The sequence below is a fragment of the Pseudomonas sp. FYR_5 genome (genome assembly GCF_043106315.1).
GTDB lineage: Bacteria > Pseudomonadota > Gammaproteobacteria > Pseudomonadales > Pseudomonadaceae > Aquipseudomonas > Aquipseudomonas putida_Y.
The window spans coordinates 44,266-63,536 of the sequence record NZ_JBICMK010000081.1; the positions used below are offsets into that span (position 1 = coordinate 44,266).

At 62.6% G+C, this 19,271-nt stretch carries 20 protein-coding genes and 1 pseudogene; 9 read left to right on the forward strand and 12 right to left on the reverse strand.

Going from position 1 to position 19,271, the window contains the following annotated elements:
* Positions 1 to 50 precede the first annotated feature (50 nt).
* Together gmk and ACF8RA_RS13705 are read right to left on the reverse strand one after the other, a co-directional pair.
* Entirely contained in the window at positions 51 to 671 is a 621-nt protein-coding gene (gene gmk, locus ACF8RA_RS13700) for a guanylate kinase (RefSeq protein ID WP_209969144.1), read from the reverse strand.
* A gap of 13 nt (positions 672 to 684) precedes the next feature.
* Entirely contained in the window at positions 685 to 1,548 is an 864-nt protein-coding gene (locus ACF8RA_RS13705; RefSeq protein WP_176682884.1) for a YicC/YloC family endoribonuclease, read from the reverse strand.
* Between the two features lie 228 nt (positions 1,549 to 1,776).
* Between ACF8RA_RS13705 and rph the strand changes: the two genes are divergently transcribed.
* Positions 1,777 to 2,499: a ribonuclease PH gene (rph, locus tag ACF8RA_RS13710; protein ID WP_021785246.1), complete on the forward strand. Its 723-nt coding sequence runs from the start codon at positions 1,777 to 1,779 to the stop codon at positions 2,497 to 2,499.
* Positions 2,500 to 2,522: 23 nt separating this feature from the next.
* A complete protein-coding gene (locus ACF8RA_RS13715) occupies positions 2,523 to 2,891 on the forward strand; it encodes a DUF4870 domain-containing protein (protein ID WP_392519249.1) in 369 nt (122 codons plus the stop codon).
* Positions 2,892 to 2,924: 33 nt separating this feature from the next.
* On the opposite strand, the gene ACF8RA_RS13720 is transcribed toward ACF8RA_RS13715, so the two are convergent.
* Positions 2,925 to 3,704 (reverse strand): exodeoxyribonuclease III, encoded by a 780-nt coding sequence (locus ACF8RA_RS13720; protein WP_003253401.1) that lies wholly within the window; start codon positions 3,702 to 3,704, stop codon positions 2,925 to 2,927.
* A gap of 80 nt (positions 3,705 to 3,784) precedes the next feature.
* On the opposite strand from ACF8RA_RS13720, the gene pyrE reads away from it, so the two are divergent.
* Positions 3,785 to 4,426, forward strand: a complete 642-nt coding sequence (gene pyrE, locus ACF8RA_RS13725; RefSeq protein WP_003253405.1) for an orotate phosphoribosyltransferase — start codon at positions 3,785 to 3,787, stop codon at positions 4,424 to 4,426.
* 182 nt (positions 4,427 to 4,608) lie between these two features.
* On the opposite strand, the gene argB is transcribed toward pyrE, so the two are convergent.
* From argB to coaBC, 4 genes and pseudogenes are all read right to left on the reverse strand, one after another.
* On the reverse strand, positions 4,609 to 5,514 hold the full coding sequence (gene argB / locus ACF8RA_RS13730) for an acetylglutamate kinase (RefSeq protein WP_176682881.1): 906 nt from the start codon (positions 5,512 to 5,514) through the stop codon (positions 4,609 to 4,611).
* Between the two features lie 30 nt (positions 5,515 to 5,544).
* A pseudogene (locus tag ACF8RA_RS13735) lies at positions 5,545 to 6,912 on the reverse strand (phosphomannomutase/phosphoglucomutase); the annotation flags it as partial.
* A gap of 144 nt (positions 6,913 to 7,056) precedes the next feature.
* Complete coding sequence (gene dut, locus ACF8RA_RS13740; protein ID WP_176682879.1) at positions 7,057 to 7,512, reverse strand: dUTP diphosphatase; 456 nt, start codon at positions 7,510 to 7,512, stop codon at positions 7,057 to 7,059.
* A 5-nt stretch (positions 7,513 to 7,517) separates the two neighbouring features.
* The gene (gene coaBC / locus ACF8RA_RS13745) at positions 7,518 to 8,729 is read right to left on the reverse strand and encodes a bifunctional phosphopantothenoylcysteine decarboxylase/phosphopantothenate--cysteine ligase CoaBC (protein WP_176682878.1); all 1,212 of its coding nucleotides are present in this window, start codon (positions 8,727 to 8,729) and stop codon (positions 7,518 to 7,520) included.
* Positions 8,730 to 8,854: 125 nt separating this feature from the next.
* On the opposite strand from coaBC, the gene radC reads away from it, so the two are divergent.
* On the forward strand, positions 8,855 to 9,535 hold the full coding sequence (radC, locus tag ACF8RA_RS13750; protein ID WP_176682877.1) for a DNA repair protein RadC: 681 nt from the start codon (positions 8,855 to 8,857) through the stop codon (positions 9,533 to 9,535).
* 134 nt (positions 9,536 to 9,669) lie between these two features.
* Here radC and ACF8RA_RS13755 read toward each other — a convergent pair whose 3' ends face one another.
* The gene (locus ACF8RA_RS13755) at positions 9,670 to 11,259 is read right to left on the reverse strand and encodes an ABC transporter substrate-binding protein (protein ID WP_176682876.1); all 1,590 of its coding nucleotides are present in this window, start codon (positions 11,257 to 11,259) and stop codon (positions 9,670 to 9,672) included.
* A 361-nt stretch (positions 11,260 to 11,620) separates the two neighbouring features.
* On the opposite strand from ACF8RA_RS13755, the gene rpmB reads away from it, so the two are divergent.
* Positions 11,621 to 11,857 (forward strand): 50S ribosomal protein L28, encoded by a 237-nt coding sequence (rpmB, locus tag ACF8RA_RS13760; RefSeq protein WP_003253504.1) that lies wholly within the window; start codon positions 11,621 to 11,623, stop codon positions 11,855 to 11,857.
* An 11-nt stretch (positions 11,858 to 11,868) separates the two neighbouring features.
* Complete coding sequence (rpmG, locus tag ACF8RA_RS13765; protein WP_003253507.1) at positions 11,869 to 12,024, forward strand: 50S ribosomal protein L33; 156 nt, start codon at positions 11,869 to 11,871, stop codon at positions 12,022 to 12,024.
* Positions 12,025 to 12,089: 65 nt separating this feature from the next.
* Here rpmG and ACF8RA_RS13770 read toward each other — a convergent pair whose 3' ends face one another.
* Positions 12,090 to 12,293 carry a hypothetical protein gene (locus ACF8RA_RS13770; protein WP_020190325.1) on the reverse strand — a complete coding sequence of 68 codons (204 nt, stop codon included), beginning with the start codon at positions 12,291 to 12,293 and terminating at the stop codon, positions 12,090 to 12,092.
* Positions 12,294 to 12,388: 95 nt separating this feature from the next.
* Entirely contained in the window at positions 12,389 to 12,748 is a 360-nt protein-coding gene (locus tag ACF8RA_RS13775; protein ID WP_010955786.1) for a cupin domain-containing protein, read from the reverse strand.
* A 196-nt stretch (positions 12,749 to 12,944) separates the two neighbouring features.
* On the opposite strand from ACF8RA_RS13775, the gene ACF8RA_RS13780 reads away from it, so the two are divergent.
* Entirely contained in the window at positions 12,945 to 14,438 is a 1,494-nt protein-coding gene (locus ACF8RA_RS13780; RefSeq protein WP_021785237.1) for an aldehyde dehydrogenase, read from the forward strand.
* Between the two features lie 109 nt (positions 14,439 to 14,547).
* The gene (locus ACF8RA_RS13785; protein ID WP_064493078.1) at positions 14,548 to 15,687 is read left to right on the forward strand and encodes an MFS transporter; all 1,140 of its coding nucleotides are present in this window, start codon (positions 14,548 to 14,550) and stop codon (positions 15,685 to 15,687) included.
* 35 nt (positions 15,688 to 15,722) lie between these two features.
* Here ACF8RA_RS13785 and ACF8RA_RS13790 read toward each other — a convergent pair whose 3' ends face one another.
* On the reverse strand, positions 15,723 to 17,276 hold the full coding sequence (locus tag ACF8RA_RS13790) for a phospholipase D family protein (protein WP_392519251.1): 1,554 nt from the start codon (positions 17,274 to 17,276) through the stop codon (positions 15,723 to 15,725).
* A gap of 60 nt (positions 17,277 to 17,336) precedes the next feature.
* Positions 17,337 to 18,767, reverse strand: coding sequence for a PLP-dependent aminotransferase family protein (locus ACF8RA_RS13795; protein WP_176682872.1), 1,431 nt, complete (start codon positions 18,765 to 18,767; stop codon positions 17,337 to 17,339).
* A 178-nt stretch (positions 18,768 to 18,945) separates the two neighbouring features.
* Between ACF8RA_RS13795 and ACF8RA_RS13800 the strand changes: the two genes are divergently transcribed.
* A complete protein-coding gene (locus tag ACF8RA_RS13800) occupies positions 18,946 to 19,176 on the forward strand; it encodes a DUF1127 domain-containing protein (protein WP_176682871.1) in 231 nt (76 codons plus the stop codon).
* Positions 19,177 to 19,271: the final 95 nt, after the last annotated feature.

The window sequence follows — 19,271 nt, forward strand, 5'->3', positions numbered from 1 at the left end:
CGTGGGAGCGGGCGTGCCCGCGAAGGGCTGCAATGCAGCCCCATCGATCTTTAGCCGATCATTTGCTCCAGCAGCGCCGCATGGCGCTGCTGTTGCTTCTTCAGCAGCAGCCGATTCGAGCGGAACACTGCTTTCAAATCTTCCAGCGCCACGTCGAAATCATTGTTGATGATCACGTAGTCATACTCGTCGTAGTGCACCATCTCGCTGACCGCTTCCTTCATGCGCCCGGCGATGATCTCTTCGCTGTCCTGCCCGCGTCCGTCCAGGCGCTGGCGAAGCGCCTCCTGGCTTGGCGGCAGGATGAACACCGACAGCGCCTGTGGCATCAGCTTGCGCACTTGCTGGGCACCTTGCCAGTCGATTTCCAGGATCAGGTCGTAGCCCTGGTCCAGGGTCTGCTGCAGCGCGCTGCGCGAAGTACCGTAGAAGTTGCCGAACACTTCGGCATGCTCCAGAAAGTCACCTTGCGCGATCAGCGCCTTGAATTCCTCGTGGACGACGAAGTGATAGTTCACCCCGTGCTGCTCGCCCGGGCGCATGGCGCGGGTGGTGTGCGAGACCGAGACGCGGATCTGCTGGTCGTCCTTGGTCAGGGCGGTGACCAGGCTGGTCTTGCCGGCGCCCGAAGGGGCCGAAACGATGTAGAGGGTGCCGCTGCTGTGGTTCATGGTCGGGGTGGCCTTACTCGATGTTCTGTACTTGTTCACGCATCTGTTCGATCAATACCTTCAGGTTGACCGCCGCTTGCGTGCTGCGTGGGTCGAAGGCCTTGGAGCCGAGGGTATTGGCCTCGCGGTTGAGTTCCTGCATCAGGAAGTCCAGGCGCCGGCCAGCGGCACCGCCACCCTTGAGCACCCGGCGTACTTCGGTGACGTGGGTGCTGAGGCGGTCGAGTTCCTCTGCCACGTCGCTTTTCTGGGCCAGCAGGACCATCTCCTGCTCCAGGCGCTGCGGGTCGAGCTCGGCTTGCATGTCGCCGAAGCGGTCGAGAATCTTCTGCCGCTGCGCCGCCAGCATCTGCGGCACCAGGGCGCGCAGGGTAGTGACTTCGCTGGCCATGTTGTCCAGGCGTTCGTTGATCAGCCGGGCCAGCTCCAGGCCTTCGCGCTGGCGCCCGGCCTTGAGTTCGGCCAGCGCTTCGTCGAACAGCGCCATGGCTTCGGCATTCAGTGCCTGTGGGTCGCTGGTGTCGGCCACCAGTACGCCTGGCCATGACAGCACTTCGAGCGGGTTCAGGGGGGCCGGCTGCTTGATCAGGCCGGCCACTTCCTCGGCGGCGGCAACCAATTGCGCGGCGCGCTCATGGTCCACTTTCAGCGGTTTGCCGTTGCTGTCTTCGTTGAGGCGCAAGGTGCATTCCACCTTGCCGCGTGACAGGCCCTGGCGCAGGCCTTCACGTACGCCGCCTTCGAGGTCGCGCAGGGCCTCAGGCAGGCGCAAATGCGGCTCCAGGTAACGGTGGTTGACCGAGCGCAGCTCCCAGACCAGGGTGCCTTGGCTGCCGGCGCGCTCGACACGAGCAAAAGCGGTCATGCTGTGCACCATGGGGAGTACCTCGCGTAGATGAATGAACGGTGGGAGCCTCTCGGCTGCAAGGCGCAGGATTGTAGCGCAGTGTCGCCGTGGCGCCCAATCCACCTATGTTACCGACGGGTGGCTACTGGGGTAGGAAAAGGCGACGGGCTGTGCCGGGCGCGACAATAGGCATGTCTTCCCTGGGCTACGGGCTCTATAATGCTCGGCAGATTCAAAGTCCCAGTACAGGTATCCCAGATGAAACGTCCAAGTGGTCGCGTTGCCGATCAGCTCCGCTCGATCCGCATCACCCGCAACTACACCAAGCACGCCGAAGGGTCGGTACTGGTCGAGTTCGGTGACACCAAAGTCATCTGCACGGTCAGCGTTGAAAACGGTGTACCGCGCTTCCTCAAAGGCCAGGGCCAAGGCTGGCTGACCGCCGAGTACGGCATGCTGCCGCGCTCCACCGGTGAACGTAACCAGCGCGAAGCCAGCCGTGGCAAGCAGGGCGGCCGCACCCTGGAAATCCAGCGCCTGATCGGCCGTTCGCTGCGCGCCGCGCTGGACATGAGCAAGCTCGGTGACATCACCCTGTACGTCGATTGCGACGTGATCCAGGCCGATGGCGGTACCCGCACCGCGTCCATTACCGGCGCCATGGTCGCCTTGTGCGACGCTTTGGCAGTGATCAAGAAGCGCGGCGGCCTCAAGGGCGGCAACCCGCTCAAGCACATGATCGCAGCCGTATCTGTCGGCATGTACCAGGGCGAAGCGGTGCTGGACCTCGACTACCTGGAAGACTCCGCAGCCGAAACCGACCTGAATGTGGTCATGACCAGCGCCGGTGGCTTCATCGAAGTGCAGGGTACTGCCGAAGGTGCACCGTTCCAGCCGGAAGATTTCAACGCCATGCTCGCTCTGGCGCAGAAGGGCATGGACGAGATTTTCGAGCTGCAGCAGGCGGCACTGGCTGACTGAAGCCAGCCCAGGAGGTGCGGGGCATGAGCGATTCGAACCTGTCGGTCACCCCGCCCAATGCCGAAGTGCGGCAATGGGCGATGCTCTGCCACCTCTCCGCGCTTCTGGGCCTGGTAGTGCCGCTTGGCCACCTGATGGGCCCGCTGGTGCTATGGCACCTCAAGCGCGAGCAAGACCCTTTTATCGACGCCCAGGGCAAAGAGGCGCTGAACTTTCAGATCAGCGTGACCATTGCCGGGCTCATCTGCTTCCTGCTGATGTTCGTGGTCATCGGGCTGGTGCTGTTTGCCATGCTCGCAGTGGCCGTGATGATCCTGATCATCATTGCGGCGGTGCGGGCGAATGAGGGCAAGCCTTATCGCTACCCGATGATCTGGCGGCCGATCAAATAACCATTGGGGCTGCAATGCAGCCCCAATGGCCTTTTAGATGGTCAGCGTCCAGTCATAGTCGACGATCAGCGGCGCATGCTGGGAGAAGCGTGGCTGACGCGGCAGGCGGGCGTTGCGCACGAAGCGGCGCAGGCCCGGGGTGAGGATCTGGTAGTCGAACCGATACCCCAGGTTGAGCATCTCGGCCTGCTCGTTGTCCGGCCACCAGCTGTACTGGTCGCCTTCACGGCTTACTTCGCGCAAGGCATCGACATACCCCATTTCGCCAGTGATCGCATCCATCCAGGCGCGTTCTGGCGCCAGGAAGCCCGGCGACTGCTGGCTGTCACGCCAGTTCTTGATGTCGAGCTTCTGCTGCGCCACGTAGAACGAGCCGCAATAGATGTATTCGCGACGCTTGCGACGCTGCTTGTCCAGGTACTTGGCGAAGTCGTCCATCAACTTGAATTTCTGGTTCAAGTCTTCGTCGCCGTTCATGCCCGAAGGCAGCAGCAGGCTGGCAATACTGACTTTGTCGAAATCTGCTTGCAGGTAACGCCCGTAGCGGTCGGCTGTCTCGAAGCCCAGGCCGGTGATGACTGCCTTGGGCTGCATGCGCGAGTAAAGGGCCACACCACCTTGGGCAGGCACTTCCGCGTCGCAGGCATAAAGGAAATAGCCATCGAGCTGGAAAGCTGGGTCGTCGAGTTCAAAGGCCGAGGCGCGGGTATCCTGAAGGCAGATGACGTCGGCATTCTGGGCTTGCAGCCAGCTGAGCAAACCACGCTCGGCCGCAGCCTGAATGCCATTTACGTTCACACTGATGATCCGCATAAATGGCCCCAAAAATCTCGTGCGTGTATGATACCCGAGCTCAACCCATTTAGCTAAATCCGTGGTGTCCGGGACTATTCATGCAGCCGTATCAGCGCGACTTTATCCGTTTTGCCATCGATCGCGGGGTACTGCGTTTCGGTGAATTCACCCTGAAATCGGGGCGTACCAGCCCGTATTTCTTCAATGCCGGCTTGTTCAACACCGGCTCCGCACTGGCTGAGCTGGGGCGTTGCTACGCCGCCGCCATCGTCGACAGCAAGATCCCGTTCGATGTGCTGTTCGGCCCGGCCTACAAGGGTATCCCTTTGGCGGCGACTACCGCCGTGGCCCTTGCCGACCAGCATCAGCTGGACGTGCCATGGTGCTTCAACCGCAAGGAAGCCAAGGACCATGGTGAAGGTGGCAGCCTGGTCGGCGCGCCGCTGGCCGGTGACGTGCTGATCATCGACGACGTGATTACTGCCGGTACCGCCATTCGTGAGGTCATGCAGATCATCAACGCCCAGCAGGCCAAGGCCGCTGGTGTACTGATCGCGCTGAACCGTGAAGAGCGCGGCAATGGCGAACTGTCGGCGATCCAGGAAGTGGAACGCGACTTCGGTATCCCGGTGGTCAGCATTGTTTCGCTGACCCAGGTGCTGGAGTTCCTGGCTGACGATCCACAGTTGAAGCAGCACCTGCCGGCTGTCGAGGCCTACCGGGCGCAGTACGGGATCTGATCCTGGCCCAGGAATGAAAAAGGCGACCTTCTTCAGAGGGTCGCCTTTTTTTGTGCCGCCTGATCTGGCCCTTTCGCGGGTAAACCCGCTCCTACATGGGGCAGCGCCAGACTCGAGGTCGGCGATTCCCTTTGTAGGAGCGGGTTTACCCGCGAAGAGGCCAGTGCAGGCTAACCGATCAATCAGCGCGGCTTGCGATTGGTAATCAGGGTGCCCACACCGCTGTCGGTGAAAATCTCCAGCAGCACCGCATTCGGCACGCGGCCATCGATGATGTGCGAGCTGTTCACGCCGCCCTGCACCGCATCCAGCGCGCACTTGATCTTCGGCAGCATGCCGCCATAGATGGTGCCGTCAGCGATCAGTTCGTTGACCTGCTCGGTGGTCAGGCCAGTCAGCACCTGGCCCTGCTTGTCCATCAGGCCGGCGATGTTGGTCAGCAGCATCAGCTTCTCGGCTTGCAGCGCCTCGGCCACCTTGCCCGCCACCAGGTCGGCGTTGATGTTGTACGACTCACCGTTGGCGCCCACGCCGATCGGCGCGATCACCGGAATGAAATCGCCCTTCACCAGCATGCTCAGCAGGTCGGTGTTCACGCTTACCACTTCGCCCACGTGGCCGATGTCGATGATTTCCGGAGTGGTCATCTCAGGCGTCTGGCGGCTGACAGTCAGCTTGCGGGCGCGAATCAGCTCCGCGTCCTTGCCGGTCAGGCCGATGGCGCTGCCGCCGTGGCGGTTGATCAGGTTGACGATGTCCTTGTTGACCTGGCCGCCCAGCACCATCTCGACAACGTCCATGGTCGCCGAATCGGTGACGCGCATGCCGTCGATGAAGTGGCTTTCGATCGACAGGCGCTTGAGCAGGTCACCGATCTGCGGGCCACCGCCGTGGACCACCACCGGGTTGATGCCCACAGCCTTCATCAGCACGATGTCACGGGCGAAGCCCGTCTTGAGCTCCTCGCTCTCCATCGCGTTGCCGCCGTACTTGATCACCAGGGTCTTGCCGACAAAGCGGCGGATGTAAGGCAGTGCTTCGGACAATACCTCGGCTACATGGGAAGCGGCATCGCGATCGAGGGTCATGCAGGGCTCCTGTAAGGAACAGATAGTCGGTCAGAACGGCAGTTGCAGCTCAGGCTCTACCCGCAGCAACTGGGTGCGGAAAACATCCTTGATACGTTGCAATTCGGCGTCGCTGTCGGCCTCGAAACGCAGCACCAGCACCGGGGTGGTGTTGGAGGCGCGAACCAGGCCCCAACCATTGGCGTAGTCGACCCGCACACCGTCGATGGTGGTCAGGCTGGCTTCGCCCCAGTCGGCGTCGCGTTGCAGTGCATCAATGATGCTGAATTTACCCTCGTCGGTCACATCAATATTGATTTCCGGCGTGGAAATATCGTTCGGGAAGGCGGCGAACAGGTTTTCGGCGCTCTGCTCGGTCTTGCTGAGGATCTCCAGCAGGCGCGCGGCGCTGTAGATGCCGTCGTCAAAACCATACCAGCGTTCCTTGATGAAGATGTGACCGCTCATCTCGCCTGCCAGCAGCGAACCGGTCTGCTTCATCTTCTTCTTGATCAGCGAATGGCCGGTTTTCCACATCAAGGCGCGGCCACCGTGCTGTTCGATCAGCGGGGTCAGGCGGCGGGTGCACTTGACGTCGAAGATGATCTCGGCGCCCGGGTTGCGCGCCAGCACGTCCTGGGCAAACAGCATCAGCAGGCGGTCGGGGTAGACGATGCTGCCGGTGTTGGTCACCACGCCGACGCGGTCGCCGTCACCGTCGAATGCCAGGCCGATGTCGGCACCGGTTTCCTTGACCTTGGCGATCAGGTCTTCGAGGTTCTCTGGCTTGCCCGGGTCCGGGTGGTGATTGGGGAAGTTGCCGTCGACCTCGCAGAACAGCGGGATCACTTCGCAGCCCAGGGCTTCGATCAGTTGCGGTGCAATCACGCCGGCGGCGCCGTTGCCGCAGTCCACCACCACCTTGAGCTTTTTCGCCAGCTCTACGTCACCGACGATCTGCTGGAAGTAGCGGTCGAGGATCTCGACCTTTTCCACGCGGCCCGGGGCCAGCGTCAGGTCGTTGGTTTTCAGGCGGGTCAGCAGGGCCTGGATCTGTTCGTTGGCCAGGGTGTCACCGGCGATGACGATCTTGAAACCGTTGTAGTCCGACGGGTTGTGGCTGCCGGTCAGCATCACACCAGACTTGCCGGCCAGCACGTTGGCGGCGTAGTACAGTGCCGGGGTGGGCACCAGGCCGACGTCGCTGACATGGCAGCCCGCATCGACCAGGCCTTTGATCAGTTGTTCCACCAGCATCGGGCCCGACAGGCGGCCATCGCGCCCTACCGATACCTGCGGTTCGCCCTGGGCCAGGCTTTGCGCGCCGATGGCACGGCCGATCCAGTAGGCGGTTTCGGCGTGAAGGGTCTTGCCGACCACACCACGTATGTCATAGGCGCGGAAAATGCTGTCGGGCAATGCGGCGGGGACCAGGTGGGCCATGTCGTTCATCTCTGGAAGCTCCATTAGTCAAAGGCTTTCTGGGCAGGCGCAAACTGAACGCTTGGACGGTGGTTTCGCCAGAGAGTTCGCCATCCTTGGCCTGAACGGTCATCTGCCGGCTCAGTGGCTGCCGGAGTGACCGAAGCCGCCAGCGCCACGCTGGCTTTCGTCGAACGCTTCGACGATGTCGAAGTGAGCCTGCACCACCGGTACCAGCACCAGCTGGGCGATGCGCTCGCCAACCGCGATGGTGAACGGCGTGTTTCCGCGGTTCCAGCACGACACCATCAGCTCGCCCTGGTAGTCCGAGTCGATCAGGCCGACCAGGTTGCCCAGCACGATGCCGTGCTTATGGCCCAAGCCCGAGCGTGGCAGGATGACTGCCGCCAGGCCTGGGTCGCCGATGTAGATCGACAGGCCGGTAGGAATCAGAATGGTCTGGCCTGGCTCGAGGACGGTGTCTTCCTTGAGCAGGGCGCGCAGGTCGAGGCCGGCGGAGCCGGGGGTGGCGTACGCGGGTAGCGGGAATTCGCTACCCAGGCGTGGGTCGAGGATCTTGGCTTGAAGAGCGTGCATGTAACTTATTGAACCTGGTTGAGCCGTTCGGCGATGAAGGCGACCAGTTGCCGGGCGATCTTGCCCTTGCTGGTCTGCGCGAAGAGGGTCTGGTGCTGCTGGCGGTCGATCACGGTCAAGGCGTTTTCTTCGCTGTTGAAGCCGATGCTGGGGTTGGCCACATCATTGGCGACGATCAAGTCGAGGTTCTTGTCCTTGAGCTTGCGCGTGGCGTAATCGAGCAAGTGTTCGGTTTCGGCGGCAAAGCCGACGCTGAACGGGCGGTCGGCGCGGCCAGCAATGGTGGCAAGGATATCGGGATTACGCACCATCTGCAGCAGCATGCCGTCGCCGGTCGTAGGATCTTTCTTCAGTTTTTGTGTGGCAACCACTTCGGGGCGGTAGTCCGCAACCGCTGCCGAGGCGATGAACAGGTCGCACGGCATGGCCGCTTCACAGGCCGCGAGCATGTCTCGCGCGCTGACGACGTCGATACGGCTGACCCGGTCAGGGGTTGGCAAGTGCACAGGGCCCGTGACGAGGGTAACCCGAGCTCCTGCTTCGGCGGCCGCTTCGGCCAAGGCGAAGCCCATCTTGCCGGAGCTATGATTGGTGATGTAGCGCACCGGGTCGATGTTTTCCTGGGTCGGCCCGGCGGTGATCAGCACGTGCTTGCCGGTCAGAGCCTGGCGTTTGAAGCTTTCTGCGGCGCACCAGGCCAGGTCGGTGGCTTCGAGCATGCGCCCCAGGCCGACGTCACCACAGGCCTGGCTGCCGGATGCCGGGCCGAACACCTGAATGCCACGGCTCTTGAGCTGCTCGAGGTTGGCCTGGGTGGCCGGGTCACGCCACATGGCCTGGTTCATCGCCGGCGCCACGGCGACGGTGGCGTCAGTGGCCAGCACCAGCGTGGTCAGCAGGTCGTCTGCCATGCCCTGGGCCATGCGTGCCATGAGGTCGGCGGTGGCTGGGGCGATCAGCACCAGGTCTGCCCACTTGGCCAGTTCGATATGGCCCATGGCAGCTTCGGCGGCCGGGTCGAGCAGGTCCATGTGTACCGGGTGGCCCGACAGTGCCTGCAGGGTCAGCGGGGTGATGAATTCTGCACCACCCCGGGTCATGACGACGCGCACCTGCGCGCCGTGCTCCAGGAGACGGCGAATCAGCTCGGCGCTTTTGTAGGCGGCAATGCCGCCACCCACGCCGAGAACGATGCGCTTGCGATACAGCCGCTGCATAGGCTTGCCTTTTTCCAGTGAGAGCGGGCGACGACGTTTGAAATGCCTGCGGCGGAACGTCGCATGTACGAGGCGAAATAGATTAACACAGGGCCGAAATGGGCCGCAGCAAAGGCAGGGGTGGAATGAACATCAGGGAGTGGCCGGCGGAAGAACGGCCTAGGGAGAAGCTGTTGCAGCGAGGGGCAGGGAGCCTGACAGATACGGAGCTGCTGGCCGTTTTTCTCGGCTCAGGCGTACGTGGGCGTAATGTCGTGGAGCTTTCGCGAGGCTTGTTGGTGAAGTTCGGCAGCTTGCGCCGGTTGCTGGAGGCTGACCGCGAGGCCTTCGTCGGCGAGCTTGGGTTGGGCCCGGTGAGGTACAGCCAGCTGCAGGCACTGCTTGAGATCGGCCGCAGGCACCTTGCAACGTCGATTGAGCGGGAGTCTGCCATGGACAACCCGGCAGCGGTGCGACGCTACTTGAAAGCCATGCTCAGGCATGAGGCCAGCGAGGTGTTCGGGTGTCTGTTTCTCGATACCAAGCACCGGCCACTGGCATTTGAGATCCTGTTCAGGGGCACGATAGATCGGGCGAGTGTCTATCCGCGAGAGGTGGTGCGGCGGGCGTTGGTGCACAACGCTGCGGCATTGATCCTGTGCCACAACCATCCTTCAGGGATCAGTGAACCGAGTCAGGACGATGTGCATTTGACCCTGTCGTTGAAGCGGGGGTTGGCGTTGATCGACGTGCGGGTGCTGGATCACATCATCATTGGTGACGGGGAGCCGTTGTCGATGGTCGAGCATGGGTGGATTGTGGCCTGAGGGAGTACTGAGCGCCTTGTAGGGTCAGTACGGGCCCTTTCGCGGGTGAACCCGCTCCTACAGGGGTAGCGTCAACTGCCAGGCTGGCGCTGTCCTGTAGGAGCGGGTTTACCCGCGAAGAGGCCGGTACAGGCTTACCTGGTGACCGACACCTTGCTGAAATCCAGCCGCCCGAACGGGCTCACCTGGTACCCCTCGACGCCTTGGCGCAGCAAGGTCGCCGCCGTCGGGTGCGCCAGTGGCACCCACAGCGCCTGCTGCTGGATCAGCGTCTGCGCCTGCTGGTACAGCCGGCTGCGCACGCTCTGGTCGTTGGTGGTACGCCCGGCGCTGATCAACTGGTCGAGGCGGCTGTCGCAGAAGCGTGCGAAGTTGGTCCCTGACTCGACCGCCGCACAGGAAAACTGCGGGCTGAGGAAGTTGTCCGGATCGCCGTTGTCGCCTGCCCAGCCCATGAACAGCAAGTCATGCTCGCCAGCCTTGGCGCGGCGGATAAGCTCGCCCCATTCGATCACGCGGATTTCCGCCTTGATACCAATCTTGGCCAGGTCGGCTTGCAGCATCTGCGCGCCAAGGCTGGGGTTGGGGTTGAGCAGGCTACCCGAGGGCCGGGTCCAGATGGTGGTGCTGAAGCCTTCTGCCAGGCCGGCCTTGGCCAGTAGGGCCTTGGCTTTCTTCACATCCAGCGGGTAGCCGGGCAGGTCCTTGGCGTAGCTCCAGGTGTTGGGCGGATAGGGGCCGTTGGCTGCCACTGCAGAGTCTTCGAACACGGCCTTGAGGTAGGCCTGCTTGTCGAAGGCCAGGTTGATGGCCTGGCGCACTTCCGGCTTGTTCAGGGGTGGGTGCTGGCTGTTGATGGCGACGAAGGCCGTCATGAATGCCGGTGTAGCGGCCACCTTGAGGTTGCCGTCCTTGCCCGCTTCGGCAATGTCCAACGGCTTGGGCGACAGGGCAACCTGGCACTCGCCACGCTTGAGCTTCTGCAGGCGAACGTTGGCATCGGTTGTGATGGCGAAGATCAGCGGGTCGACCGCCGGCTTGCCGGCGAAGTAGTCCGGGTTGGCGCGGTAGCGCACCACGGCGTCTTTCTGGAAACGCTGGAACACGAACGGCCCGGTGCCGATCGGTCGGCTGTTCAGCTTCTCCGGCGTGCCGGCCTTCAGCAGCTTGTCGGCATATTCGGCGGAGTAGATCGAGGCGAAGCCCATGCTCAGGGTGGCCAGGAAGGTGGCGTCCGGGTGGCTGAGGGTGAAGCGCACGGTGTTCGGCGCGGGTGCATCGATCGCTTTGATCAGGCTGCCCAACTGCAGCGATTGGGCATGCGGGTAGCCGCCCGGCGCAGTCTTGTGCCAGGCATGGGCCGGGTAGAGCATACGCTGGAAGCTGAACAGCACATCGTCGGCATTCAGCTTGCGGCTTGGCTTGAAATAGGCGGTGCTGTGAAACTTCACGTCATCGCGCAGGGTGAAGTCATACACCAGGCCGTCGGCCGATACCGTCCAGCTGGTCGCCAGGCTCGGCACCACCTTGCCTTGCGCCGCGTCGAACTCTACCAGGCGGTTCATCAGTACGTCGGCGGTGGCGTTGGTGGTGGTGAGCGAATTGTACTGCACCACGTCGAAGCCTTCGGGGCTGGCCTCGCTGCAAACGCTCAGCGGAGCGGCCTGGGCAACGCCGGCGGCGAACAGGGAAGTGAACAATAAGGAAAGTGCGGCGGCACGCATGGTGGCTCCTTGGCTGTCAGTGGCCCATCTGCCAGTGCAGTCTGGAAAAGGCCTACCCTAGTGCGCCCGCCGGTAAATGACCACACCCTTTTTTGCAAATGTTGCGACGAGCGGTCGACGACTGGCGGGGCCTGCCGCTATGCTGGCCCGGCGCGTTCTGGCTTGCGGCAATGTGCATCTACTGTTGTTGCAGCCAAGTCTTTCTGGTATAAAGCAGCGCTCTTTTCTAGGGGCTCGGCCTGTCGCATAAGCGGATCCGGTCGATAAGGCCTCCAGAATCACGGCGCCCAGGCGCCAAAGACTGAGAGATTAAGCGGCCAACCCATGCCGGGTTGGGCATGTGGTTTTAGAGGGCTGAGTCATGTCGAGAGTCTGTCAAGTTACTGGTAAGGGTCCAGTAACCGGGAACAACATTTCCCACGCAAACAACAAAACCCGTCGTCGTTTCCTGCCGAACCTGCAGCACCACCGTTTCTGGGTTGAATCCGAGAAGCGTTTCGTGCGTCTGCGCGTTTCCGCCAAAGGCATGCGTATCATCGACAAGCGCGGCATCGACGCCGTTCTGGTTGACATCCGTAAAGCTGGCGCCAAGGTTTAAGGGAGAGCATCATGCGTGAATTGATCCGTCTGGTTTCGAGTGCCGGTACCGGCCACTTCTACACCACCGACAAGAACAAGCGCACCACCCCGGACAAAATCGAGATCAAGAAATATGATCCGGTTGTTCGCAAGCACGTGGTGTACAAGGAAGCCAAGATCAAGTAATTGATCGGCAACCTGAAAAAACCCGCTTCCGAAAGGAGGCGGGTTTTTTTATGCCTGCTGCCGGGTCAGTTGAAGTCGAAGCCCTGGATCAGCAGGTCGGCACCGGCCTTGATCTGGATGCGCTCGACGTCGTACTCGCGGGTGCACATTTCGTTGGGGCCGACCACCCGGGTGCGGCCGGTAAGGGTGCGGATGGTGTCTTTGAGCGCTGGCGCGTAAGGGGTGCCGACCAGGTGGGCGAGGGTTCGCAGCACTTCTTCGTTGGTCATGGTGTTCTTCCTGTTGAAGTTGGATGGCCCGACATGGGCAGGGCCATCCTCACGCATGCCTGCGAATTGCCTGCGCTACATAGATACTGCTGTGGTTACTTCTGCTCGAACATCACATAGATCTTGCGGCAAGGCTCCAGCACCTCCCAAGTGCCTTTGAAGCCGGCGGGGATTACAAAGCGATCGCCGGCACGCAGGGTTTTCGCCCCGCCATCCTCGTCGCGCAGCACCGAAACGCCCTGGACGATCTCGCAGTATTCGTGCTCGGTGTAGTTCACTGTCCACTGGCCCACCTCACCTTCCCATACGCCAGCGGCAAACTGCCCGCACGGGCTGGAATAGTGGTTGTAGACAGCCTGGTCCGGCTCGCCCTTGAGAATTTTCTCCGCTGCCGGGCGGTAGCGTTCAGCTTCGGTGATGACCTGCGCGAAGTCGATGATGCTATCAATACTCATGGTTCGGCTCCTGTTGTTGTTTAATAAAATGAACATCAGTAGGCTTTTGAGCCTTCCGTGTCAAATATATTGATAGTTTACACCGGCTGGTTTAGGGTATCGCTTGCCAGTGTGCGCTCGGCGCCCGGCCAGAATTCTGACAACGCCTGTGAGTCCTCAGTGCGGCGTTGCACCTAAACAAGAGGAGGAGTTTCGTATGACCACCCTGACCCGTGCGGACTGGGAACAACGTGCCCAGCAACTGAAGATCGAAGGCCGTGCCTTCATCAACGGCGAATACACCGATGCCGCATCCGGTGAAACCTTCGAGTGCCTGAGCCCGGTCGACGGACGCTTCCTGGCCAAGGTTGCCAGCTGCGACCTGGCCGATGCCAACCGCGCTGTGGAAAACGCCCGCGCCACCTTCAACTCCGGCGTGTGGTCGCAGCTGGCCCCCGCCAAGCGCAAGGCCAAGCTGATCCGCTTTGCCGACCTGCTGCGCAAGAACGTCGAAGAGCTGGCACTGCTGGAAACGCTGGATATGGGCAAGCCGATCGGCGACTCCTCCAGTATCGATATCCCGGGCGCGGCCAATGCCATTCACTGGACTGCCGAAGCCATCGACAAGGTCTACGACGAAGTCGCCCCGACCCCGCACGACCAGCTTGGCCTGGTTACCCGCGAAGCAGTGGGTGTGGTCGGTGCGATCGTACCGTGGAACTTCCCGCTGCTGATGGCCTGCTGGAAGCTTGGCCCAGCGTTGGCCACCGGTAACTCGGTCGTGCTCAAACCGTCCGAAAAATCGCCGCTGACCGCCATCCGCATCGCCCAGCTGGCGATCGAAGCCGGTATCCCGGCTGGCGTGCTGAACGTGCTGCCAGGCTACGGCCACACTGTGGGCAAGGCGCTGGCCCTGCACATGGACGTCGACACCCTGGTGTTCACCGGTTCGACCAAGATCGCCAAGCAGCTGATGGTTTACGCGGGCGAGTCGAACATGAAACGCATCTGGCTGGAAGCCGGCGGCAAGAGCCCGAACATTGTCTTTGCCGACGCCCCGGACCTGCAAGCTGCCGCCGAAGCCGCCGCCAGCGCCATCGCCTTCAACCAGGGCGAAGTGTGCACCGCAGGCTCCCGCCTGCTGGTCGAGCGTTCGATCAAGGACAAGTTCCTGCCGATGGTTGTAGAGGCCCTGAAAGGCTGGAAACCAGGTAACCCGCTGGACCCACAGACCACTGTCGGTGCTCTGGTCGATACTCAGCAGATGAACACCGTGCTGTCGTACATCGAGGCTGGCCACAAGGACGGCGCCAAGCTGTTGGCCGGCGGCAAGCGCACCCTGGAAGAGACCGGCGGCACCTACGTCGAGCCGACCATCTTCGACGGCGTGACCAACGCCATGCGCATTGCTCAGGAAGAAATCTTCGGCCCGGTGCTGTCGGTGATTGCCTTCGACACTGCCGAAGAAGCTGTGGCCATTGCCAACGACACGCCGTATGGCCTGGCGGCGGGCATCTGGACTTCGGACATCTCCAAGGCCCACAAGACCGCCCGTGCCGTGCGTGCAGGCAGCGTCTGGGTCAACCAGTACGACGGTGGCGACATGACCGCGCCGTTCGGTGGTTTCAAACAGTCGGGCAACGGCCGTGACAAGTCGCTGCACGCGCTGGAGAAATACACTGAGCTGAAGGCGACCTGGATCAAGCTGTAATCCAGTAGGTCCTTTTCGCGGGCAAGCCCGCTCCTGCAGGTCTTCGCGACCGTGCAGGAGCGGGCTTGCCCGCGAATGGGCCTCTAGAAATATTGGCTGGGAGGCTGCAATGCGTTGGGGTACCTACTTCGCCGTACTGGCATCGGTGCTCAGTGTCGGGCTGGCGCTCGGCGTGAGCATGCCGCTGGTGTCCCTGCGCCTGGAGGCCTGGGGCTACGGCAGCTTCGCCATCGGCGTGATGGCGGCAATGCCGGCGTTGGGCGTACTGGCCGGCGCCAGCCTGGCCAGCCGCCTGGCAGGTTGGGTTGGCGTACCTTCGGCGATGCGCCTGTGCCTGTGGGGCGGGGCGCTGTCGATTGGTCTGCTCGCGCTGCTGCCTAGTTACCCGTTGTGGCTGCTGCTGCGGCTGATGATCGGCATGTCCCTGACCGTGGTGTTCATCCTCGGCGAAAGCTGGATCAACCAACTGGTGGTCGAACAGTGGCGTGGCCGGTTGGTGGCGCTGTATGGCAGCAGCTACGCCCTGAGCCAGCTGGCAGGGCCGTTGGTGCTGGGCTTTCTCGGCTCTGATGACGACTTCGGCTTCTGGGCTGCGACCGGCCTGCTGCTGGCCGCGCCGCTGGTTCTGCTGGGGCGTGGTGGAGCACCGAGCACGGAAGCCTGCAGTGTCACCTTTGGCGACCTCTTCGGCTTCTGCCGACGCTTGCCGGTAATCGCCTGGGCCATTGCCTTGTTCGCCTCGTTCGAGGCGATGATCCTCACTTTGCTGCCGGTGTATTGCCTGCAGCAGGGCTTCAGCACCGAAATCGCCCTGTTCATGGTAAGTACCGTGGTGGTGGGTGATGCGGTACTGCAGTTGCCCATCGGCGCGCTGGCCGACCATATGTCGCGACGTACCCTGTTCACCGGCTGTGCGGTGACCCTGCTGGTGTCCAGCCTGGCAATCCCGCTGCTGTTGCACACGCCGGTTATCTGGCCATTGTGGGTGTTGTTCGGCGCCAGTGCCGGCGGCTTGTTCACCTTGTCGCTGGTGCTGATCGGTGAGCGCTACCGCGATGATGAGTTGGTGCGTGCCAATGCCCACGTGGCACAGCTGTGGGGTATCGGCTGTTTGCTCGGGCCGTTGTTGGCGGGTGCGGGGAGCCAGTGGATCAGCGGGCATGCGTTGCTGTTCCTGATGGCGGCCGGGGCTGCAGGGCTGGTGGTATTGACCCGGCGGCGCGGAGCCTTCGAGCCGGTCTCTGCCTGATGGTTTTTGGAGCGCAAGGCCCCCGGAAGTCGCAGTTACAGCATCTTCTCCAAGCCAACCGCCTTGCTGATCCAGGCATTGAGCCGCCGCCAGACCCCACCCGGCTCAGACGTCAGCACGTGCCGTTGGCCATTGTCCTCGGTCGCCCACACTAGCTTGTCACCTATCAGTTTCACCTGATAGCTCAGCGCAGGCGCCATACCCTGCTGGGCCAGCTCGCGGGTGTATTCGGCCAGTTCCGGGCTGTCCACCAGTACCCCGACCTCGGTGTTCCACAACACGGAGCGCGGGTCGAAGTTGAACGAGCCGATGAAGGTCTTGCGTCGGTCGAACACGATCGCTTTGGTGTGCAGGCTTGAATCCGAGCTGCCACGGAAACTCAATCGTCCCGCGCTGGGGTCGCCTGGCTGGCGGCGAAGCTCGTAAAGCTGCACACCGTGTTCAAGCAAGGCACGACGATAGGGTGCGTAGCCTCCATGCACTGCCGGCACGTCGGTGGCTTCCAGCGAGTTGGTCAGCAGCTTTACCGAAACCCCTGCATCGGCGCGGCCGGTCAGGTACAGCAGCCCCGGCTCACCCGGTACAAAGTAGGCCGATGCCAGGACCAGTTCGCGGTGCACGTTAGCCAAGTCCGGTGCCAGTTGCTGGCTCAGCAGTAATTGCGGGTCCGGCTCGTCTTCGGCCAACACCTTGCTGGGCGCATCCCATAGCGCCTGAGCGTGAGCCCAGATCAGCTCGTTGCGCCACACATCCAGGTGCGGCTGCGACTGATAGGCCATCAACCGGTCGTACAGGGCCTTGCGCTGGGTCCTTGCTTCGGCCAGCGACACTTCCAGACGATGGCGGCTGGCACGCAGGTCGTTGGCATCCGGGTCATGCCAGAGGAAGTCGGTGATCGGCCGGCTGAGGGCGCTGTTCCAGTACTGGTCGAAGCTGTGCCCCAGTTGCTCGGCCACCGGGCCCACGCCCAGCAGGTCGATGTCGGTGAAGTTGAGGTTGGGCTCGGCATCGAAATACTCGTCGCCCAGGTTGCGCCCGCCGACGATGGCCATGCTGTTGTCCACCAGGAACAGCTTGTTGTGCATGCGCCGGTGCTGGCGCGACAAGTTGAACAGCCGGCCCACGGCGCGCGTGACGCCGGTACTGCGCCCCAGGTGCAGTGGGTTGAACACACGGATATGGATGTTCGGGTGGGCATCGAGGGTGCCCATGACGGTGTCCAGGCCATCGCTGGTGGTGTCGTCGAGCAGGATGCGTACGCGCACGCCACGGTCGGCAGCGCGTAGCAGTTCATGCACAAGGGCGCGGGTACTGAGGCCGTCGTGGACGATGTAGTACTGCAGGTCGATGCTCGCCTGGGCGTTGCGGATCAGTTCAGCACGGGCGCGAAAGGCCTCGTTGCTGTTGGGCAGCAAGCGAAAGCCCGAGCGGCCGCCATAGGGCGCGGCCTGGCGCAGCACCGAGCGGCCAAAGGCCGAGTTGTTGGCAGGCAACGCCTGACTGGTTTCGCGGGGCACGCTGATGCTTGTGCAACCGGCAAGGCCGAGCAACAACACCAGCAGCAGAGGCAACGCTCGCTGGAGTCTCAAAGGTGAACCGTCCTGTACAGCAAGGGCTTTAGGGATTTGACCGTGACGGGCGGCGCAAAGTTACGCGTCGACGCTTTCTTCATCCAGTAGACGAAGGGCGGTTTCACCGACCTTGCGCACGGAGGCTTCGATTTGTGGCGTTGGCCTGGCGGCGAAGTTCATGCGCAGGCAGTGGCGGAACTTGCCCGAGGCCGAAAAGATGCTGCCCACGGCAACCTGCACGCCCTGCTCCAGTAAAGCGCGGTTCAGCCGAAGCGTGTCGAGATGTTCGGGTAGCTCCACCCAGAGCATGAAGCCACCCTGGGGCCGGCTGATCCGGGTCCCCGCCGGGAAGTAGCGGGTCACCCAGTCGCTCATCAGGTCGCGGCCACGTTGGTACTGGCTGCGCATGCGCCGCACATGGGGCTGGTAGTGCCCGCCTGCGATGAAGTCAGCAATGGCCAGCTGAGGCTGGCTGGCGGTGCTGCCTGTGCTGATGTACTTCATGTGCAGCACTCGCTCCAGGTAGCGCCCGGGTGCCACCCAGCCGATCCGCAGGCCGGGTGCGAGGGTTTTGGAGAACGAACTGCAGAGCAGCACGCGGCCATCGTCGTCGAACGACTTCAGGGTGCGTGGGCGTGGGTAGGTATAGGCCAGGTCGCCGTACACATCGTCTTCCAGAATCGCCACGTCATAGCGCTGGGCAAGGCTCAGCAGGGCCTTCTTGCGTGCTTCGGGCATGATGTAGCCCAGCGGGTTGTTGCAGCTGGGAGTGATCTGTATGAGCTTGATCGGCCACTGCTCCAAGGCTAGCTCCAGCGCCTCCAGGCTGATGCCGGTGACCGGGTCGGTGGGGATTTCCAGCGCTTTCATGCCCAAGCCTTTGAGGGTTTGCATGGCGCCGTGGAAGCTGGGCGAGTCGACTGCGACGATGTCGCCTGGCTCGCAGACCGCGCGGATGCTGCATGACAGCGCCTCATGGCAGCCGGTGGTGATCACCAGGTCGGCGGGCCCCAGGCGGCAGCCGGAGTCGAGCATCAGCCGGGCCACCTGTTCGCGCAGGGCCAGGTTACCGTGGATGTTGTCGTAGTACAGGCCAGGCATGTCCTGGCGCCGGCTCAACTGGGCGAGGCTGCGCAGCAGCGGCTTCAGGGTAGGGCTGTCGATGTCGGGCATGCCGCGACCGAGCTGCACCACGTCCTGGCGCGGGTTGCTTCGTACCAGTTCCAGCACCTGCTCCCACTGGGAGATGTCCACCGGGCGCTGGGCCGGGCGGCTGATTGCGGGTAGTGCCGGCAACTGCCGTTGGTCGCTGACGAAGTAGCCGGACTTGGGCCGCGGCAAGACCATGCCGCTGTCTTCGAGCATGCGATAGGCCTGCTGCACGGTGCTCAGGCTGACCCCGTGCTCCTCACTCAGTGCGCGCACAGACGGCAGGCGCTGGCCGGGGCGATAGAGGCCCTGCTCGATGCGGGCGCCGAGTATTTCGGCGAGATTCAGGTAGAGGGTCACGGCATACTCCTGCGCTGCATTGGCATAGCGACCGGTACAGTTGGGCTGAAAATACAGCATTCAGTCGGCCAACGGCCAATTCTGTATGGGAATAATAAGGCTGTATTGGATCTGTATTGTCGAGGGTGCCGACGCGCATGCTTTCTCCACGGTAACAACTGAACGGGAGGATGCGGTGATGGGTGGCATGAGCGATGTGCGCTTGCAACTGTTGGCCAAGGAACTGGAAGCCGGGCAGCAGGCCAAGGTGTTCAACGCGCCAGAGGGTTTGGGGCGTTGGGGGCTGATGTTGCATCGCTGGCATACCCGCAGGGCGTTGCTGCAGCTGACCGATGACGAGTTGCGCGATGTCGGGCTGAGCTGGGAGCAGGCCCGGATCGAAGGGCGGAAAGCCTTCTGGAAGGACTGACACAGTGGTCGCTGGAGGGCCTGTTGTGCCCCAGACTTGAAACTTGCACCGACCCTGTGGGAGCGGGCATGCCCGCGAAGCAGGCGTCGCGGAGG

What these genes read in the sequence shown, in the direction of transcription:
- gmk (WP_209969144.1), bottom strand. Translation starts at nt 671, where the DNA reads ATGAACCACAGCAGCGGCACCCTCTACATCGTTTCGGCCCCTTCGGGC.
- ACF8RA_RS13705 (WP_176682884.1), bottom strand. Translation starts at nt 1,548, where the DNA reads ATGGTGCACAGCATGACCGCTTTTGCTCGTGTCGAGCGCGCCGGCAGC.
- rph (WP_021785246.1), top strand. Translation starts at nt 1,777, where the DNA reads ATGAAACGTCCAAGTGGTCGCGTTGCCGATCAGCTCCGCTCGATCCGC.
- ACF8RA_RS13715 (WP_392519249.1), top strand. Translation starts at nt 2,523, where the DNA reads ATGAGCGATTCGAACCTGTCGGTCACCCCGCCCAATGCCGAAGTGCGG.
- ACF8RA_RS13720 (WP_003253401.1), bottom strand. Translation starts at nt 3,704, where the DNA reads ATGCGGATCATCAGTGTGAACGTAAATGGCATTCAGGCTGCGGCCGAG.
- pyrE (WP_003253405.1), top strand. Translation starts at nt 3,785, where the DNA reads ATGCAGCCGTATCAGCGCGACTTTATCCGTTTTGCCATCGATCGCGGG.
- argB (WP_176682881.1), bottom strand. Translation starts at nt 5,514, where the DNA reads ATGACCCTCGATCGCGATGCCGCTTCCCATGTAGCCGAGGTATTGTCC.
- dut (WP_176682879.1), bottom strand. Translation starts at nt 7,512, where the DNA reads ATGCACGCTCTTCAAGCCAAGATCCTCGACCCACGCCTGGGTAGCGAA.
- coaBC (WP_176682878.1), bottom strand. Translation starts at nt 8,729, where the DNA reads ATGCAGCGGCTGTATCGCAAGCGCATCGTTCTCGGCGTGGGTGGCGGC.
- radC (WP_176682877.1), top strand. Translation starts at nt 8,855, where the DNA reads ATGAACATCAGGGAGTGGCCGGCGGAAGAACGGCCTAGGGAGAAGCTG.
- ACF8RA_RS13755 (WP_176682876.1), bottom strand. Translation starts at nt 11,259, where the DNA reads ATGCGTGCCGCCGCACTTTCCTTATTGTTCACTTCCCTGTTCGCCGCC.
- rpmB (WP_003253504.1), top strand. Translation starts at nt 11,621, where the DNA reads ATGTCGAGAGTCTGTCAAGTTACTGGTAAGGGTCCAGTAACCGGGAAC.
- rpmG (WP_003253507.1), top strand. Translation starts at nt 11,869, where the DNA reads ATGCGTGAATTGATCCGTCTGGTTTCGAGTGCCGGTACCGGCCACTTC.
- ACF8RA_RS13770 (WP_020190325.1), bottom strand. Translation starts at nt 12,293, where the DNA reads ATGACCAACGAAGAAGTGCTGCGAACCCTCGCCCACCTGGTCGGCACC.
- ACF8RA_RS13775 (WP_010955786.1), bottom strand. Translation starts at nt 12,748, where the DNA reads ATGAGTATTGATAGCATCATCGACTTCGCGCAGGTCATCACCGAAGCT.
- ACF8RA_RS13780 (WP_021785237.1), top strand. Translation starts at nt 12,945, where the DNA reads ATGACCACCCTGACCCGTGCGGACTGGGAACAACGTGCCCAGCAACTG.
- ACF8RA_RS13785 (WP_064493078.1), top strand. Translation starts at nt 14,548, where the DNA reads ATGCGTTGGGGTACCTACTTCGCCGTACTGGCATCGGTGCTCAGTGTC.
- ACF8RA_RS13800 (WP_176682871.1), top strand. Translation starts at nt 18,946, where the DNA reads ATGGGTGGCATGAGCGATGTGCGCTTGCAACTGTTGGCCAAGGAACTG.